This is a genomic window from Methylomarinum sp. Ch1-1, from assembly GCF_030717995.2.
Classification (GTDB): domain Bacteria; phylum Pseudomonadota; class Gammaproteobacteria; order Methylococcales; family Methylomonadaceae; genus Methylomarinum; species Methylomarinum roseum.
Map to the genome: position 1 here is coordinate 3,859,152 of NZ_CP157743.1, position 16,400 is coordinate 3,875,551.

A 16,400-nucleotide genomic window follows, 5' to 3' on the forward strand; every position below is an offset into this window, starting at 1 on the left:
ATTTTTTGCCTTAAATAGTCTGCATACTCTGATCGCTATAAACGTCCATGCTGACATTCATGCCGCGTTTTTTCATCCGCTCATGGAATCTCGGCACTATACCGGTAGAAATAAAATTACCGAGGACATTGCCATGTTCATCGAGTCCCGTGCGTTCAAATCTGAATATTTCCGACATCGTGATGATGTCCCCTTCCATGCTGTTGATTTCGCTGACACTGACGACTCGCCGCTTGCCGTCTTCCATGCGCTCCAACTGAATCACCACATTGATGGCCGATGAAATTTGCGAGCGGATGGTCTTGACCGGTAAGTCGAAGCCCGCCATCGTCACCATATTCTCCACCCGCGCCAGCGCATCCCGAGGCGAGTTGGCGTGCACCGTCGTCAACGAACCATCATGCCCGGTATTCATCGCCTGCAGCATATCGAACGATTCCTCGCCCCTGACCTCGCCGAGGATGATTCGGTCCGGCCGCATCCTCAAGGCATTCTTGACCAAGTCGCGCTGATTGACTTCGCCTTTGCCTTCGATATTCGCCGGCCTCGTTTCCAGACGCACCAGATTGTCCATCCGGAGCTGTAATTCGGCGGAGTCTTCGATCGTCACCACCCGTTCTTTTTTAGGAATGTTGTTTGAAAGCGCGTTGAGCATGGTCGTCTTACCGGTGCCCGTCCCGCCAGAGACGATAATATTCAGCCTGACTTTCAACATATTGGCGAACACCTCGGCCATCGCCTCGCTCAAACTGCCGATCGCCACCATGTCTTCTAATTGCATTTTATCCTGGGTAAAACGACGAATGGATAATGAGGGGCCGTCGATGGCCAACGGCGGAATAATTGCATTCACCCTAGAGCCATCCTTCAAGCGCGCATCGACCAACGGCGATGACTCGTCTATTCGGCGCCCGACCTGGGTGACGATTCGGTCGATAATTTTTAATAAATGCTCGTCATCTTTAAAGGTAACGGGGGTTTTTTCTAACGTGCCAAAACGTTCTATATATATGGAATTGTGGCCATTGACCAGAATATCGGCTATCGACGGTTCATATAACAAGTGTTCCAGCGGCCCTAAGCCGAGAATATCGTTAATGACCTCATTGACAATCAGTTGCCGTCGTTGCGCGGCAATGGGTACCGGCTCCTCATCGATCAAGCGCCGGGTAATTTCACTGATCTGCTTACGCGCATCCTCGTCAGGCATTTTCACGATCAAAGACAGATCCAATATATCCATTAATCTGTCATGAATACTTTCCTTAAAATCAAATTCCTTGGCCGTTAACAAATCAAATTTCAAGGACGGCCTGCCTTCCTCCTGCGGTGTTGAAGATTTCTCTGCAGATTCCTGGGTGGTGGCTATCTGAGCATGTTGTTTGAGATTTTTTTGTATACGACCTTTTAAATTCACGATGTTGCTCCATTCAAATTATTAATAACTTCATCTTCTCTAAAATCTAGCATCCTCAGGCCATTTATATTTAAGATCAGACAAGCAATTTTAAATCTGGATACATTTAAAAATAAACGAAGCGTTTTAATATATTCATTATAGACGTTCATATTATTATCACTTTCTTTTCACCCGTTCCTGTTTCGCTAGGCTTCTCAGGTTCTCAGATTTTTGCTCCTGCATTTTCATCCACTGTGGCGAATCAAAACAATCGTTCCGGTTCGCCCCCCCCCTAACAAAGCCCGTAGATCACCGCGTTGTTTTATTTCCAAACATCGATGATATGGAGCCGCAGACTCGTTTAGCAACAAAGCCACTATAAATCCGTAATTGCTCGCCCACTTATCGAATGCGTCGGGCATGTAGGGTGGATAAGCCTGAAGGGCGCATCCACCAAAGGTGCCGACCCGGTGGATGCGCTCCGCTTATCCACCCTACGAATAGGGATAAGTAGTTACTTAAATCCTTAAGGACTTGCCGTTATACGCAAGCATATCGCAGGTGGACTGAGCGATAGCGAAACCCAATATTTCCGGCGCGCCTCAATGTGTTGAGGCTTCATTTTATTCAGCCCAAGCTACACAAATTTAAAACATCCCGCAATTTGTGTAAACGATGGGCCTCAAGGAAGTACACACCTTATAATCAATTTCATGATCTATTGAAGTTTTTCGTCTACGGAGTCGAATTTCCTTATCTGATTTGTATTTCAGAGTATAGCAATGAAAGCAACATGGCGCTAAAGATTGCTCAATTAAATGAACGTGCGCCGAGACCACCTCCTTCCACCTATACGAGGTTTTAGGCTCATCGTTATACATAAGTCAAAAAACCAATGCGCTTTCTATATTGTCACAGGATTGATTGATAAGATGTATTCCGATCGGCGTAAAGAGTGAGCGTTCCGTTGGAGATTGATGGGATTGAATGTTTATGGATGTCCTCACAAGCATGCCTGCGCTCTGTGCCGGAATGCTCCTGGGAGTGCAAAAGCTTGAGCTTTTGCTTAAAAAAGCTCAAGCTTTTTTACTCCGACGTCATTGCGCATGAGGCTCAACGCGATGTCGAGACAAGATGTGTATAACGATGAGGGTTTTAGGGGATGGATCGCCTCCCTATTGAATATCGGATAAAATTTCATCGCTTGCACATCCACAATTGCCGCCCAGGTAAATGAAATACGACGGCAGATGATTTTTTCAATTTTTAGTGCGAAAACTTCAGTAAAATATGCACTGATAAAAAATAAATAACCGTTATGTCATCACAACAATCCATAGGCCCGGTCATGCTTGATATCGAGGGAGTCACTCTCTCTGCGTATGAGCGGGAAAAAATCAGCCATCCCAATACCGGGGCGGTCATCCTGTTTTCGCGCAACTACGAGTCCCCAGAGCAAGTCACCGAACTGATCAAAGCCATACGCGACAGCCGCGACGGAGACATTTTAATCGCCGTCGACCAGGAAGGCGGTCGGGTGCAGCGCTTTCAAAACGGTTTCACCCGCCTGCCCGCGGCCCGTCATTATGCCGATAAACCGGAACTGGCCGAGCCGGCCGGCTGGCTAATGGCGATGGAATTATTGGCGGTGGGCGTGGATTTCAGTTTCGCTCCGGTGCTGGATATCGATTGCGGCATCAGCGAAATCATTGGCGACCGCTCATTTTCGCAGGACAGCCGTTTGGCCGCGCAATATGCCGGAGACTTCCGCAAAGGCATGCGCAAGGCCGGCATGGCGGCGACCGGCAAACATTTCCCCGGCCATGGCGCCGTCGCGCTGGATTCCCACCTGGCCTTGCCGATCGATGAACGCGATCTGGCAACGATCCGCGCCAAGGACCTGCTGCCTTTCCGGCAATTGATTGCGGAAGGCCTTGAGGCGGTGATGCCGGCCCATGTGGTTTATCCGGCTGTCGATGATTTGCCGGCCGGCTTTTCCCACACCTGGATACAGCAAATCTTACGCGATGAATTGCATTTCAACGGCGTCGTCTTCAGCGATGACCTAAGCATGGAAGGCGCCGCCAGCGTCGGCGATTTTCCGGAGCGCGCCCGCCTGGCCCAACAAGCGGGTTGCGACATGATATTGGTGTGCAATAATCCGCAAGCGGCCGACCAGGTTCTGGAAAACCTGCCGATTAACAACGATCCGACCCGCAACGCCAGACTGAACAATATGCGCGGCAAGTCGACAATGAATCGAGAGCAATTACTCGCCTCGCCGCAATGGCGACAAGTTTCCGCCCAAATCAAACAATTTTTGTAACTGCTCACCCCCATTCGTAGGGTGGATAAGCGGAGCGCATCCACCGGGTCGGAATCTTAGGTGGATGCGCCATTCAGGCTTATCCACCCTACATACCCTGCCGCGTTCGATAAGTGGGGCGAGCAGTTACCAATTTTTAAATGTCTAAGCGCCTAGAAAAAAATCAGACGGTCTTAGGAGCTTCGTCATTCCGGCATGGATTGCCGGAATCCAGTTATCATGGATGACGGCTTATACAACTGAACTTATTACCAATCACTTATGCTTAACGAAATCAAACAAGTACAACAAACCGCCTTGCTATTGCACAGCGAAGAGGAAGTGGAACAAGCCATCGACAACATGGCGACGGAGATCAATACGATGCTCGGCGATCGCAATCCGGTGTTGCTTTGCGCGATGAACGGCGGCCTGGTCACCACCGGCAAGCTGTTGACTCGGCTAAATTTTCCGTTGACCGTCGATGCGATCAACGCCAGTCGCTACCGAGACGAAATCAGAGGCGGCGAAATCAAATGGTTGTTAAAACCGGCCACGCCATTAAAAGACCGCACGGTGCTGATTGTCGACGACATCCTCGATGAAGGCTACACGATGGAGGCATTGTTCGAATTTTGTCAGCAACAAGGCGCTAGCTCGATATACACCGCGGTGCTGATCGACAAGAAATTGGAACAAGCAAAGCCGATTAGCGCCGATTTTGTCGGCCTGGAAGTCGAAGACCATTATCTATTCGGCTACGGCATGGATTACAAGGGTTATCTCAGAAATGCGGCGGGCATTTACGCCTGCAAGGAGTCCTCATGACACTGGCGATTATCGGCGGCACCGGCCTGACGCAACTCAGTGAACTGAACATTACCGGACGACAAACACTGACGACGCCTTACGGCGACCCTTCGGCGGATTATGTCACCGGTGAACTGAACGGCCAACAAATCATATTTCTGGCCAGGCACGGCCACCCTCATACGATACCGCCGCATAAGATCAATTACCGCGCCAATATCTGGGGCCTAAAAGATTTGGGGGTGACGAAAATCGTCGCCGTCGCCGCGGTCGGCGGAATCACGGCCGATATGGCGCCGGCTCGCATCGCCATTCCCGACCAGTTGATCGATTACAGTTACGGGAGAGAGCAGACTTTTTTTGCCGACGATCTGGATGAAGTAACGCATATCGATTTCACCCATCCCTACACGCCCTCGTTACGTCAGCAGCTGTTGAGCGCGGCGGACAGTGCGGCAATTTCTATCGTCAGCACAGGCACCTACGGCTGCACCCAGGGCCCAAGACTGGAAACCAGCGCCGAAATCCTGAGGATGGAGCGAGACGGCTGCGACCTGGTCGGCATGACCGGCATGCCCGAGGCGGCCTTGGCCAGAGAATTGGGTATCGATTACGCCGCCTTGGCTGTCGTCGCCAACTGGGCGGCCGGTAAAGGCGCGGGTGAAATCAGCATGGAGGAAATCGCACAACATCTTGAAGCCGGCATGAGCGATGTATTGAATTTGCTCAATTGTTTAATCAGCGCATCGTAGGGCGGCTTCGTGTAGGGTGGCTTCGCGAAGCAAGCCACCACAGCCCTCCTCCGGCGACAAATTTGGCATTGTGCATATCCAGGCGGATTGCCTGGCGGCGAATCCACCCTACGGCTGCGATGCCCATGTCACCAACGTAGGGCGGCTTCGTGTAGGGTGGCTTCGCGAAGCAAGCCACCACAGCCCGCCTCCGGCGACAAATTTGGCATTGTGCGTATCCAGGCGGATTGCCTGACGGCGAATCCACCTTACGATTGTGTATCACTGATTGCAATCTTATGTTCGATAGCGGAATGAATAACCCGCCCCGCCCAGAATTGAAGGAAGCCATAGAGACCTTCCTATGACCACTTTTCGTCAGCTAACGGCGAAAACCAATCCATCATGAGGAAATTCCGGCATCATCAAGGTTCTATGCAATTGATAATAGCGGGATTGTGAAATCGCATTCACTTACTCGATCCAAATACTTTGCTGCCTCTTGTCATTCTATGACTTCTACTACATGGGCCTTCGACCTCGAATGATGCGAAGCACAATCACGATGACGGCAATGACCAACAGAATGTGAATGAATCCCCCCAGCGTGTACGACGAGACCAAACCAAGCAGCCAAAGGATAATCAAGAGGATTGCTAGCGTTTCAAGCATGATTGCTTCTCCGTAAGGGGCCGTCCATTGACGGCATTTGCATTTCATAACCGGCAGCGCTGCCGCCGACCAAACACTGGCCAAAGAGGGCTTCCGAAATGAAACCTTATGAAAGCCCTCCGACTGAGATCAAGGCTACGGATTTCCGATATTAAACCTCGGAATTCCACTCAACACGCCAAAAGCACTCAGAAGCCACAAAACCACCACGATAATCACTACGACGTTCAGAATCTGCTTGATGCGCGCATCCATGGGGATATAGCTGTTGACCAGCCACAACAGCAAACCGACAACGGCCAGGGACACCACTATTGAAAGCAATGCATTCGGGACCAGTCCCAAGACACCGAATACGCGCAGCAGCCACAGCACTACCGCGATGATCACTACGATGTTCAGAATATTCTTGATGCGCGCCTCCATCGGGAGGTAGCTGTTGACCAGCCACAGCAGCACACCGACGACGATAAGTACTACCACAAGTGAAATTAAATCCATAGTTTTCTCCAAAAAAATGATTGATGTATACTTCCATACCCAAGATCGAATCGCGGCGGCGCACGGAACAAGAAATCATGCCAAATGATTAACCCAGCACCACCCGCACCTGATGCAACTGCTTGTCCTCCGTTCGTTGCTAAACAACTCGAAACGGATGAGCGCTTCGTCACCTCCCGGATGATCGAGCCTAACACGTCGCCTTTGTTCTCGTCGCCTAGCCATGGTTTACTTCTCCAAGCTCAAATAAAAATACGCGTGCGCCTACTTTGTGATTGATCGACTCACTAAAGCGATAACCTCATATTGCTTTAGGGGGGGCTGGGCGGGGCGGGTTATTTAACCCGCCCCAAACGTTTAACTTACGCTAGTCACGGCTGAATCGTTCAGGACCTCGTTGACCCGCATTTCGCATAGCGATATGCGGACTACTTGCGCCGCGGCTCCGCCAAAGTCTGCCCGTAGGAGGCCCGCCCTCGGGCCGAATGGCTCTTTTCGCGCCGAGGGCGGCGCTCCTACGCAAAGCACCGGTCTTGCCTTCGGATGTTGAACAGCGTGAAGCGCATCAAAAACCGGTGCGCTTCCTATCGTCAGCGCACCCTACCCACATCCGTGAATTGGATCACGCGCAGCGGATCGACTAAAAGCATTCAATGTACGCGGGGCGGGTTATTTAATTCATGTCGGACTCCCTGGGAAAGGAGAGGAGTCCATATCATCATCCTGCCTGGCGTATTTGTTGTTAATTTTCTGTTTTGCCACTCATTCATTTAATGAGGTAGCCCTGGTCTCTCAGCGCCCGGTAGTTGCCCCGCATAGCGGAAAAGCCCTTCGCGGCTAGATTACGCCCAATAAGACCAGGATCAGTAAGATGATCAGTATTGCCCCGAGTCCGCCGCTGGGCCCATACCCCCATCCCCGGCTATACGGCCAGACAGGAATAACGCCAACGAGGATCAGGATAAGAATGACGAGTAAGATTGTACCGATTGACATGACAGACTCCTGTTAGGATAAAGATTCTTGGATAGCGCCTCACGTAAGATTCTGGTGCATGAGCCCAGGATCCGACGAGGATCAAATACACCGATGCCGGCGCCACCCCGAGCCCGGCTCCCGGACACTCCCTCGTCATTGGCTCACTTGAATTTGGAAGCCGCATTGGCTATGCCGGACCTGAGGTCACCCCAAACCTTATCCGCGGTTTGGTTGACCGCCGCCCAAGCCTTTGGTCTTCATGGAATTCCCGTTGTTATTGATAGGGACTCTCGGGCTGGTGCCGGTTTAAGTTCGATTAAGCCGATATCATCTGGCAAGAAACCCGTTTTGTGGTTAAGCACCCCGCTCATCTCTTCGCTATCTGGAAAATAATTTAACAGCAATATTTAGCATCGTCGGTACGGTAACGCACATAAAACCGCAGTCGCTGCCCTATAGGGATTGGTAAGCTGCAAGGCACCGTCCCTCACAGTTTTCTAAGACCGGCTTGCCGGGGTAACGCACGGACTTCTGAACCAAACATCATGTGCTACAATTTATTGACTGTATCCCATACGTTTAACCAGGAAGTTTTTGTTGAACGCAACGATTGAACCGTTCGAACTTAACCTACAAATTCTGAGATTGCCGATGACGAGTCAGGATGCTAACAGACAAAACCTCCTTCTCAACTTACTGCCCGCAGCCGTTTACGAACGCCTTGCCCCTCATCTAGAAGAGGTCGCGCTACCGCTCGGAGAAGTCATTTACGAGTCCAGCGACATTTTGAGTCACGCCTATTTCCCGACAACCAACATCGTATCGTTGCTTTATGTCTTGGAAAATGGCGCGTCAGCCGAAATCGCCGTGGTCGGTAACGATGGCATGCTCGGCGTCGCCCTCTTCATGGGTGGCGAAACCATGCCTAATCGGGCCGTCGTGCAAAGCGCAGGCCACAGCTACCGACTGCGGAAGCATTTGCTGCTGAAGGAGTTCGACCGCTCCGGGGGACGCCGTACCGGCGCATTGAATAATTTGTTGCTGCGCTATTCCCAGGCGCTGATTACCCAGATGGCACAGACGGCGGTCTGCAATCGCCATCATTCGGTGGATCAGCAACTTTGTCGCTGGCTACTACTCAGCCTAGACCGACTCTCATCGAACGAGTTAGCCATGACCCAGGAACTGATCGCCAATATGCTGGGCGTGCGCCGCGAAGGCGTCACCGAGGCCGCCATAAAATTGCAGAAAGCGGGCTTGATTCATTATTGCCGAGGCCGTATCACGGTGCTGGATCGGCCGGGATTGGAAGCGCGCGTCTGCGAGTGTTACCGCGTGGTTAAAATGGAATTCGATCGTCTGCTCCCCCCACCCTGACACAGGGGGCGACCGGGCGCACTCGGACAGTTTCCATGTCACCGATATATTCCTGGCCACTCAGGGGCTACCTCATTAAATGAATGAGTGGCAAAACAGAAAATTAACGGTTGAGTAGACCGGTTTCTTTCGACCAAATAACATCGTACTTGCCATGCTTCTCTGGAACGCCCCGCCGCACGCGGCTACTACGTGATTGCAAATAGTTTGTTATTTCATCAATTGTTACCAAGCCCCTCACAGAACCGTGCTTGCGCTATTTACGCACACGGCTCCTCATTAAGAACCCTATTCACGGATTCAGAATAGATTCACCAAGATTTTAGGTTTCGGCAGTGGAAAACGCGCTAACAATAGAGCAAACTTTGCCCAACTACAGCAGTTTCTCCGACCTCGCCGATTCAGCCATTTGTGTAGAATGCGTTGCACTTGATAAAAGTACAGGTTTATTCCTCGACTGTTATCGGTGACGCCATAGTAGCCGTAATGGCCTCGCAGTTTGCGGGCGGTTCGCTTGAGTATTTCGGCGGTCGGCAGGTTTCGGTTTGCCTTAAGCCATGCACGGTAGGCTTTCAGCTTCGCCGTTAGGCGTTTACCGATCGTCTTCCGCTTCATCCGAAAGCGTTTTCCGTCTCGCGTCCGTGAACAGTAATGGGTAAACCCCAGAAAATCAAAGGTCGCCGCCTTTTCGCCACGCGCTCTCGCACGTTTGACCGCTAACGGGCCAAATTCAATGCATTGCGTTTTCTCCGGTGCTAACGTCAGCTCAAACAGGGCGAGCCGTGCTTCTAGCTCGTTCCGGAATCGTTTGGCATCCGCTTCCTGCTGGAAGCAGACGACAAAGTCGTCCGCATAGCGTATCATTCGGGCGACTCCACCGCAGCTTTTCGCAAACTTGCGGGTCATCCACAAGTCTAGGCTGTAGTGCAAATAGAGATTAGCTAGCAAGGGCGATATCACGCCACCTTGCGGCGTACCTGTTTCACTGGCTTTAAACTGTCCGTCTTCGACGATACCCGCTTTCAAGAAGCGTTTGATGTAGCGCAATACGCGTTTGTCGGCGATACGATGCGCGAGAAAAGTCATCAGCTGCTCTTGGTCAACCGTATCGAAAAAGCCTTTTATATCGGCTTCCACAATGTGGTTTATCGGTCGATTTTCGACTGTTTGGCTTAACGCTCGCAGCGCATCATGACAGCTTTTACCCGGCCTGAATCCATACGAGTCGTCTATAAAGTCTTGCTCATAGATAGCCTGTAAGATTTTGACCAGCCCGGCTTGCACCAGTTTGTCTTCCAGCGCCGGTATCCCTAAGGGCCTTAACTTATCAGTCCCGGGCTTGGGGATGTAAACCCGTTGCACCGGTTGGGGTAGGTAGGCCATTCGGTGCAGTTTACCAACTAGCTGCTGAAGGTTTTCCAGTAAGTTGTTCTCGTACTGTTGCTTGGTGACTCCATCAATACCTGACGCAGCATGATTCCTCAGCACGTCAAAGCATCCCCATAACATTTCCACTGTCATCAGATGAAACAAGCTGGTGAACTGACAGTTCGGTTCGTTACGGGCTTTCTCCGCTATACGTTGCAGTTTCGTGGTTACCGTTTCTTCGTTTCTGGGCACGTTCGGTATGTCTCCTTAACGTTGTTTCTTAATGTAACGGTCTTCCCTCCCGCAGCATTACCCGCGTTCATCGGTACTACACCGTTATCCGACTACCTATAGGCATTTGTCTTTCTTACTTTATGATCGCTTGTCCGACATACTCGCTTCCTTGTGAGGCCTGATAGGTTCTCCCAGGTTGCCGTTTATTCCCGGTGTCCAACATGCCATGCTCTTCGACCCCGGAGAGGCAGAGTAAGACTTGTCATGACGCCTCACTCTGTGTTGATTTCCGCATAGTTAACTACGTCATCCCTCTCTTGTCTCTGCTTTCGAGGCTCAATCACTTCAGCTTTCGCTTACGGCCTGTTGTCTTGAGTTGCTTTGTGCTTAATCTTTGGGGTTACCCCCGCCGACCCAAAGACTCTACCCAGTGGCTGACCGGCCTTCTGGGACGGGATTCTCGCCCGCTGGAATAAACGACCTTGCCTGGCCGCACTAACTACTCACCCCCATTCGGTAGGGTGGATAAGCGGAGCGCATCCACCGGGTCGGCATCTTTGGTGGATGCGCCCTTCAGGCTTATCCACCCTACATGCCCTGCCGCGTTCGATAAGTGAGGCGAGCAGTTACAAATTAACAACAAATACGCCAGGCAGGATGATGATATGGCAGCAATTCCCATATATGGACTCCTCTCCAATTGCAAGCCAAGATTGTTCAAAAATGATGTTTCCAACAGAGATCGAGATTGCCGCCATATATTCGGCCTCTTGATGAAGGTATTTATCGACCTTCGGGCCCTGATGAAGCTATCCGCGCGCTTTTATCTCTATCACTTTGCCGATTTCAAGGAATCTTCGGGAATAACGGATTTTAAAAGCGCCGGTCTGACCTGTTGAATGTCATCACTTTGAGAGTCTTGCCTCCGCAATTTGGTTGAACTCGTTTACTACAGTGTTGTTAGGGTTATCCACGCTTTGTCCACATGCGTAGAGCCCTTCAATCGTGCTCGGAGCTTGTGGGCAAAGGGTGGATAACCCGGTTTTCATCGGCTTAGGCCATTTGTGGCACGTAATCGCCGCCACGCGTTGCCAGCGCCCAAATGATCCGGGCGTTCTTGTTGGCCAAAGCCACGGCCGCTTTGTTGAAGCCTCGCCGTTCAATCAAGCCTTTGAGCCACAGGCTCAAGGGGTCGCTCTTGTCACCGCAGTATTTCAGCACCGCTCTTGCCCCGTGAATCAAGGATGTGCGCAATTGGCGGTTGCCGCGTTTACTGATGCCCAGTAATACCTGCTTATCGCCGCTGCTGTGCTGCCTTGGCACCACGCCCAAGCTGGCCGCGTAATCTCGGCTCGAATCATAACCCTTGCCATCGCCGACGTCAGCCGTGGCCAAAATGGCGGTCAAAGGACCGATACCCGGTATGTCAAGCAATCGTCGGGCTAAGGCATTGTTTTGGCATACTGCCGTAATTTCCGGTCCAGAGCCCGGATCGCTTCGTCCAAGGCTTTCAGCGCTTGATACTGCTCGGCAAACAGCTTCCGGCTCAGCGTGCTGAGGTCATTTTCCCCGTCCTCCAGAATACTGGGCAGTTGTTTTCTGAACTGATTCACGCTACGCGGCAGCACGATGCCTCGTTCAGCCAGATAACCGCGCATTTGATTGACCAAGGCCGTGCGTTCGTCCACCTTACCTCGCCGGACACCTTGCAGCATGGCTAAGTCTTGCTGCTCAATGCCTTTGATCGCCACGCTGCGTTTGTTCGGCTGGCAGGCCGCCGTGTAAATCGCCTCGGCGTCGTTGTAATCGTTTTTATTGCCAACCACGAATGCCTTCACGAAGCGAGTATTCAACAGCACTACTTCGTGGCCCAGGGCCTGAAATGCCCGGGCCCAATGATGAGCGCCGCCGCAGGCTTCCATCGCGATCACGCTCACCGGCATCTGAGCCACAAAGGCCAACAGTTCCGACCGTTTCAATTTCTTTTTCTTTGCTTTGCCGTCTTGCATCATGAACATATGAAACACTAGTTTTGCAATATCTAAACCCACTACGTTAAGATTCATCTCGAACTCCTCTTTGTTCTGTTTAAGTTGTTAGTAGGTGTATTGTGACACCGTTAGAGGGTGGAGAGGAGTCCATATCATCACTTTGGAGTTCAAAAAGGGCATGGGGTGTGTTTGGCGAGGATGTCGGCAGCAAGGATGCCGCCGTCAAGCCCCCAGGGATGGGTTTACGGCGCTCCTCGACAGACACACCCCATGCCCTAAACCCCGCAAAAATACTCAAACTGGGAATTGCTGATGATATGGACTCCTCTCCTTTACCAGGAGTCCGACATGAATTAAATAACCCGGCCCCGCGTACACGGCCAATTTTGCCCCGGAGGCGGTTTTTGGCGGCTTGCTTCGCGAAGCCGCCCTACGGGTGCGGGTAGGGTGCGCTGACGATAGGAAGCGCACCGGTTTTTGATGCGCTTCACGCTGTTCAACATCCGAAGGCAAGACGGTGCTTTGCGTAGGAGCACCGCCCCCCGGCGCGAAAAGAGCCATTCGGCCCGAGGGCGGGCCTCCTACGGGCTCTCAATGGCTAAGCGGCGACGCATGCGCCCCCACCGACCGTGTGTCCGACCAAATTCATATAGGGCGACCAGAAAAAAGAACAAAGTCATTAAGGCGTCGTTGATCCATTCGCGCAGCGAACGGGTGAATTCGAACGCACCGATCTTAATACCCGCAGGCGTTTCTCAGGCTTCCAGGAACAGATGAGCCCACGCTGAGTTGGATAAAACCAACGCGGCAATGGTAAACAGCAGAAGAACTGTGCCCGCAGTCGCCTCTATCCGCAAGAATCGTATAATGGGCTTTGTCAGCCAATCAATCAGTTCCGAGGGATGGGGAGTTCCTTCATTAATCTGTCGACCTTTATTCTTTTTTTCTGCCACCACATTTTGTTCCATCACTGATGGTATCCTAGAATTGCTTACAACAAGAATAATATTTAAATCAGCTGCAAGAATCTTATCGGATTGGCGGCAACACAAATTGTCATTCCATTTTAGATAGCTTACCTTTTCAAGGTATATCCATCGTTTTCCGGCCATTTTTGTTACAGCTTACGTTTTTTCGGCAGCGATTTCTTCGAATCACGGATATCCTTTCGGTATTTTTTTAAACATTGCTGTGAGACGCCACGCGGCATAACCTCTGTGCAAAATCGTTGATCAAAAGAGTGATTAAGAACGAGCAATCGTCGTCTTCGCTCAGCACCGGTATGGCCCGATCTTTTCGGCTATAAAAGAAGGGCGATGGACAACGACATACCGACCATCGGATAAATGCACATAGACGATCTTCGCCTATCACCCCTATCCTTTCCGAATCTCCCGCTCCGCCTGGAGCCAGTCCTGATCCGCGCGGCCTTCGCTGCGGCCGCGCTGCTCGTAGAGTTCATAGGCTCGATCAGCGATCTGCTGCGGCGTCACAACGACAGCTTTCTTGTCCAACAGGGGGGCGGCAGTCGGATCGAACACCCGATAGGCCAGTATTTTCACGCCGTCATTCACCAGGAACCATACCAGCGCATAGCCCCAGACGAACGCTGCCCAACCCCAGCCGAGCGGCGTCATAAACACCCCATACACCGCGATCAAGGTCGCCACCAGTTGTGTGCCGCACACCGCCAGTAGCAAAATCGGCGCGGGGCGTATCGACCAGAACGGACCGCGTGTGCGTGTCAGGAAAATCGTCAAATGTCCCGCCACGGACAGCATCAAATACATCAGGGTTTGGATGTGCTCACGATCCAGGTGATAGACACGTTCGCCGAGGTAAAACAAACCAAACGCAGCGACGGGGCCGATGATGCCCAACACCGTAGACACGCCCAGCACCATGTGCATGTTCCAGGCCTCGGGCTTGTCTTTGTAATGCACGTTGTCATAGGCAATGGATAGAATGGCGCCATCGTTGAGCAAGGCCAGCATCACGATCATCACCGCCGTCAATGGATAAAAGTTAAAGATCAGGATCGCCAAGGTCATGAATAACAGTACGCGCAGTGTCTCGGCGATGCGGTAGATCGCGTAGCTGTTCATGCGCTGGAAGATTTTCCGGCTCTCCTTGATCGCGTCGATGATCACCGACAAACCCGTCGTCATCAGCACGATGGAGGCCGCCGCGCGCGCCGCGTCCGTTGCACCGGAAACGGCGATGCCGCAGTCGGCCTTCTTCAGCGCGGGGGCGTCGTTCACCCCATCGCCCGTCATGCCGACGATATGACCACGTTTTTTCAGGACATCAATAATGTGGAACTTGTGTTCGGGGAACACCTGAGCGAAACCATCAGCTTTCTCGATGGACTCCGCCAACTGCTCCGTCTCGTGATGCTTGGTGTCGCCGAAACCGCCGGCATCGAGGATATTGGCCCCCAGCCCTAGTTTCTTGGCGGTTTCCTGGGCAATGGCCAGTGCATCGCCCGTCACCATCTTGACCTTCACGCCCATCTCGCGCGCGGTCGCGATGGTTGCCCTGGCTTCTTCCCGTGGCGGGTCGAACAGGGGCAACACGCCGAGAAACTGCCATTGGCCTTCCTGATCAGCCCGAGCCACGCCCAAGGAACGAAAGCCGCGCGCCGCGAACTCGTTGACGGCCTTGTCGACGGCGGCGGACTTGACCTCACCGGCGTTGGAAGCCAACTCCAGGATCACTTGCGGCGCACCCTTGGTCACCTTAAACTCCTTTCCGTCCGTGCCCTTGACCGTGGCTTCGGTGCGCTTATGCACCGGGTCGAACGGCTGGAAATGAAGCACCTGATAATCCTGCAAGGCGGACAGATCGTTGTTCAGTCCGCCCAGCACAGCCAGGTCGATGGTATCCTGGTTGTCCGCCCGTGACGCCAGCGCGGCGTTGAGGATGACTTGGTCGGCAGGGATGCCGTTCACGCTGAATGGATCGCCCAGCGTCAGTTTGTTCTGGGTCAAGGTGCCGGTCTTATCCGCGCACAGTATATCCACGCCCGCCAATTCCTCGATGGCCGCCAACCGAGTCACAATCGCCTCTTCTTTGGCCAGCAGGCGCGCGCCGACCGCCATGGTCACAGACAGCACTGTCGGCATCGCCACCGGAATCGCGGCCACGGTCAGCACTAAGGCGAACTGCAAGGTTGTGAGAATAGGATCGCCACGGAACAGCGCGACAGTAATAATCACCGCTATCAGAGTCACCGCGAGGATAATCAGGTAATTGCCGATTTTCAACACGGCGCGTTGGAAATGGCTGGCTGTCTGCGCTCCCTGCACCAGTTGCGCGGTTTTGCCGAAGTAAGTGTCCTTACCCGTGGCGTACACCAGCGCATCGATTTCACCCGTGCGAATGATCGAACCCGAGAACACTGCCTCGCCGCATTGGTGGTTGACGGGCAAAGATTCACCTGTCAGCGCAGACTGATCCACTTCTATGGGATCACCCTCCAGCAAGCGGGCATCCGCCGGCACGATGTCGCCCAGACGCAGATGGATGATGTCGCCCGGCACCAAATCGCGCGCTTCCGGGTTTGTCCATTCCCCATCACGTTTCACCTGCGTCTTGACTGCCAGCTTGGCCTTCAGCGCGGCGATGGCGTTGCCCGCCTGGTGTTCTTCCCAAAATCCGACCACGGCGTTGGCCATAAGCAGAAGCAGGATGATGCCAAAGTCCGGCCAATGTTGAGCTACCGCTGAAAGGATCACGGCCGCTTCGATCATCCACGGGATTGGGCCCCAAAAATAACTGAGGAATTTCAGAAAGGCATTGGATTTCTTTTCTTCAATCTCATTTGGCCCATATTCGATCAAGCGTTTCTGCGCCTCGGCCTGACTCAGGCCATTCGGCGACGCCCCCAATTTTGCCTGTAGTTCCGGCATGGGCAAGGATTTCAGGTCTTCCTTTGCATCAGGCTTTTGTTCTTTAGCCTTGGGCTGGTCGGTATTTGGTTTCATAAGGGGATTCCTTCACGTGTTGCTGTGCTGCCGGTTTTGTTAATTGCC

The 16,400-nt window shown here is 52.4% G+C and carries 15 protein-coding genes; 5 read left to right on the plus strand and 10 right to left on the minus strand.

Going from position 1 to position 16,400, the window contains the following annotated elements:
* Positions 1-10: 10 nt before the first annotated feature.
* Positions 11-1,417: a CpaF family protein gene (locus Q9L42_RS17625; RefSeq protein ID WP_349431517.1), complete on the minus strand. Its 1,407-nt coding sequence runs from the start codon at positions 1,415-1,417 to the stop codon at positions 11-13.
* A gap of 1,300 nt (positions 1,418-2,717) precedes the next feature.
* On the opposite strand from Q9L42_RS17625, the gene nagZ reads away from it, so the two are divergent.
* The 3 genes from nagZ to Q9L42_RS17640 all read left to right on the plus strand — a co-directional run bounded on the left by nagZ (position 2,718) and on the right by Q9L42_RS17640 (position 5,266).
* Positions 2,718-3,725 carry a beta-N-acetylhexosaminidase gene (gene nagZ / locus Q9L42_RS17630; RefSeq protein ID WP_305907113.1) on the plus strand — a complete coding sequence of 336 codons (1,008 nt, stop codon included), beginning with the start codon at positions 2,718-2,720 and terminating at the stop codon, positions 3,723-3,725.
* Positions 3,726-3,986: 261 nt separating this feature from the next.
* Positions 3,987-4,532: a hypoxanthine-guanine phosphoribosyltransferase gene (locus Q9L42_RS17635; protein WP_305907112.1), complete on the plus strand. Its 546-nt coding sequence runs from the start codon at positions 3,987-3,989 to the stop codon at positions 4,530-4,532.
* Positions 4,529-5,266, plus strand: coding sequence for an S-methyl-5'-thioinosine phosphorylase (locus Q9L42_RS17640; protein WP_349431518.1), 738 nt, complete (start codon positions 4,529-4,531; stop codon positions 5,264-5,266). Before Q9L42_RS17635 ends, Q9L42_RS17640 begins: the two co-directional genes overlap by 4 nt.
* 501 nt (positions 5,267-5,767) lie before the next feature.
* Here the strand turns inward: Q9L42_RS17640 and Q9L42_RS17645 are convergent.
* From Q9L42_RS17645 to Q9L42_RS17655, 3 genes are all read right to left on the minus strand, one after another.
* A complete protein-coding gene (locus Q9L42_RS17645) occupies positions 5,768-5,965 on the minus strand; it encodes a lmo0937 family membrane protein (protein ID WP_349432766.1) in 198 nt (65 codons plus the stop codon).
* A gap of 87 nt (positions 5,966-6,052) precedes the next feature.
* The gene (locus tag Q9L42_RS17650; RefSeq protein ID WP_305907110.1) at positions 6,053-6,418 is read right to left on the minus strand and encodes a Thivi_2564 family membrane protein; all 366 of its coding nucleotides are present in this window, start codon (positions 6,416-6,418) and stop codon (positions 6,053-6,055) included.
* Between the two features lie 837 nt (positions 6,419-7,255).
* A complete protein-coding gene (locus tag Q9L42_RS17655; protein ID WP_432648859.1) occupies positions 7,256-7,414 on the minus strand; it encodes a DUF3309 family protein in 159 nt (52 codons plus the stop codon).
* Between the two features lie 633 nt (positions 7,415-8,047).
* Between Q9L42_RS17655 and Q9L42_RS17660 the strand changes: the two genes are divergently transcribed.
* Positions 8,048-8,773 (plus strand): Crp/Fnr family transcriptional regulator, encoded by a 726-nt coding sequence (locus Q9L42_RS17660; protein WP_349432767.1) that lies wholly within the window; start codon positions 8,048-8,050, stop codon positions 8,771-8,773.
* Between the two features lie 300 nt (positions 8,774-9,073).
* Here the strand turns inward: Q9L42_RS17660 and ltrA are convergent, their stop codons facing one another.
* Complete coding sequence (gene ltrA / locus Q9L42_RS17665; protein ID WP_305907108.1) at positions 9,074-10,393, minus strand: group II intron reverse transcriptase/maturase; 1,320 nt, start codon at positions 10,391-10,393, stop codon at positions 9,074-9,076.
* Positions 10,394-11,040: 647 nt separating this feature from the next.
* On the opposite strand from ltrA, the gene Q9L42_RS17670 reads away from it, so the two are divergent.
* Entirely contained in the window at positions 11,041-11,274 is a 234-nt protein-coding gene (locus Q9L42_RS17670; RefSeq protein ID WP_349431519.1) for a hypothetical protein, read from the plus strand.
* A 154-nt stretch (positions 11,275-11,428) separates the two neighbouring features.
* Here the strand turns inward: Q9L42_RS17670 and Q9L42_RS17675 are convergent, their stop codons facing one another.
* The 5 genes from Q9L42_RS17675 to Q9L42_RS17690 all read right to left on the minus strand — a co-directional run bounded on the left by Q9L42_RS17675 (position 11,429) and on the right by Q9L42_RS17690 (position 16,352).
* Positions 11,429-11,809, minus strand: coding sequence for a transposase (locus Q9L42_RS17675; RefSeq protein WP_349431520.1), 381 nt, complete (start codon positions 11,807-11,809; stop codon positions 11,429-11,431).
* Between the two features lie 8 nt (positions 11,810-11,817).
* Positions 11,818-12,441 carry an IS110 family transposase gene (locus Q9L42_RS17680; protein ID WP_349431521.1) on the minus strand — a complete coding sequence of 208 codons (624 nt, stop codon included), beginning with the start codon at positions 12,439-12,441 and terminating at the stop codon, positions 11,818-11,820.
* A gap of 506 nt (positions 12,442-12,947) precedes the next feature.
* Positions 12,948-13,106: a Na+/H+ antiporter NhaA gene (locus Q9L42_RS21555; protein ID WP_432648906.1), complete on the minus strand. Its 159-nt coding sequence runs from the start codon at positions 13,104-13,106 to the stop codon at positions 12,948-12,950.
* A 15-nt stretch (positions 13,107-13,121) separates the two neighbouring features.
* Complete coding sequence (locus Q9L42_RS17685; protein WP_349431522.1) at positions 13,122-13,478, minus strand: hypothetical protein; 357 nt, start codon at positions 13,476-13,478, stop codon at positions 13,122-13,124.
* Between the two features lie 264 nt (positions 13,479-13,742).
* A complete protein-coding gene (locus tag Q9L42_RS17690) occupies positions 13,743-16,352 on the minus strand; it encodes a plasma-membrane proton-efflux P-type ATPase (RefSeq protein ID WP_305907105.1) in 2,610 nt (869 codons plus the stop codon).
* Positions 16,353-16,400 lie beyond the last annotated feature (48 nt).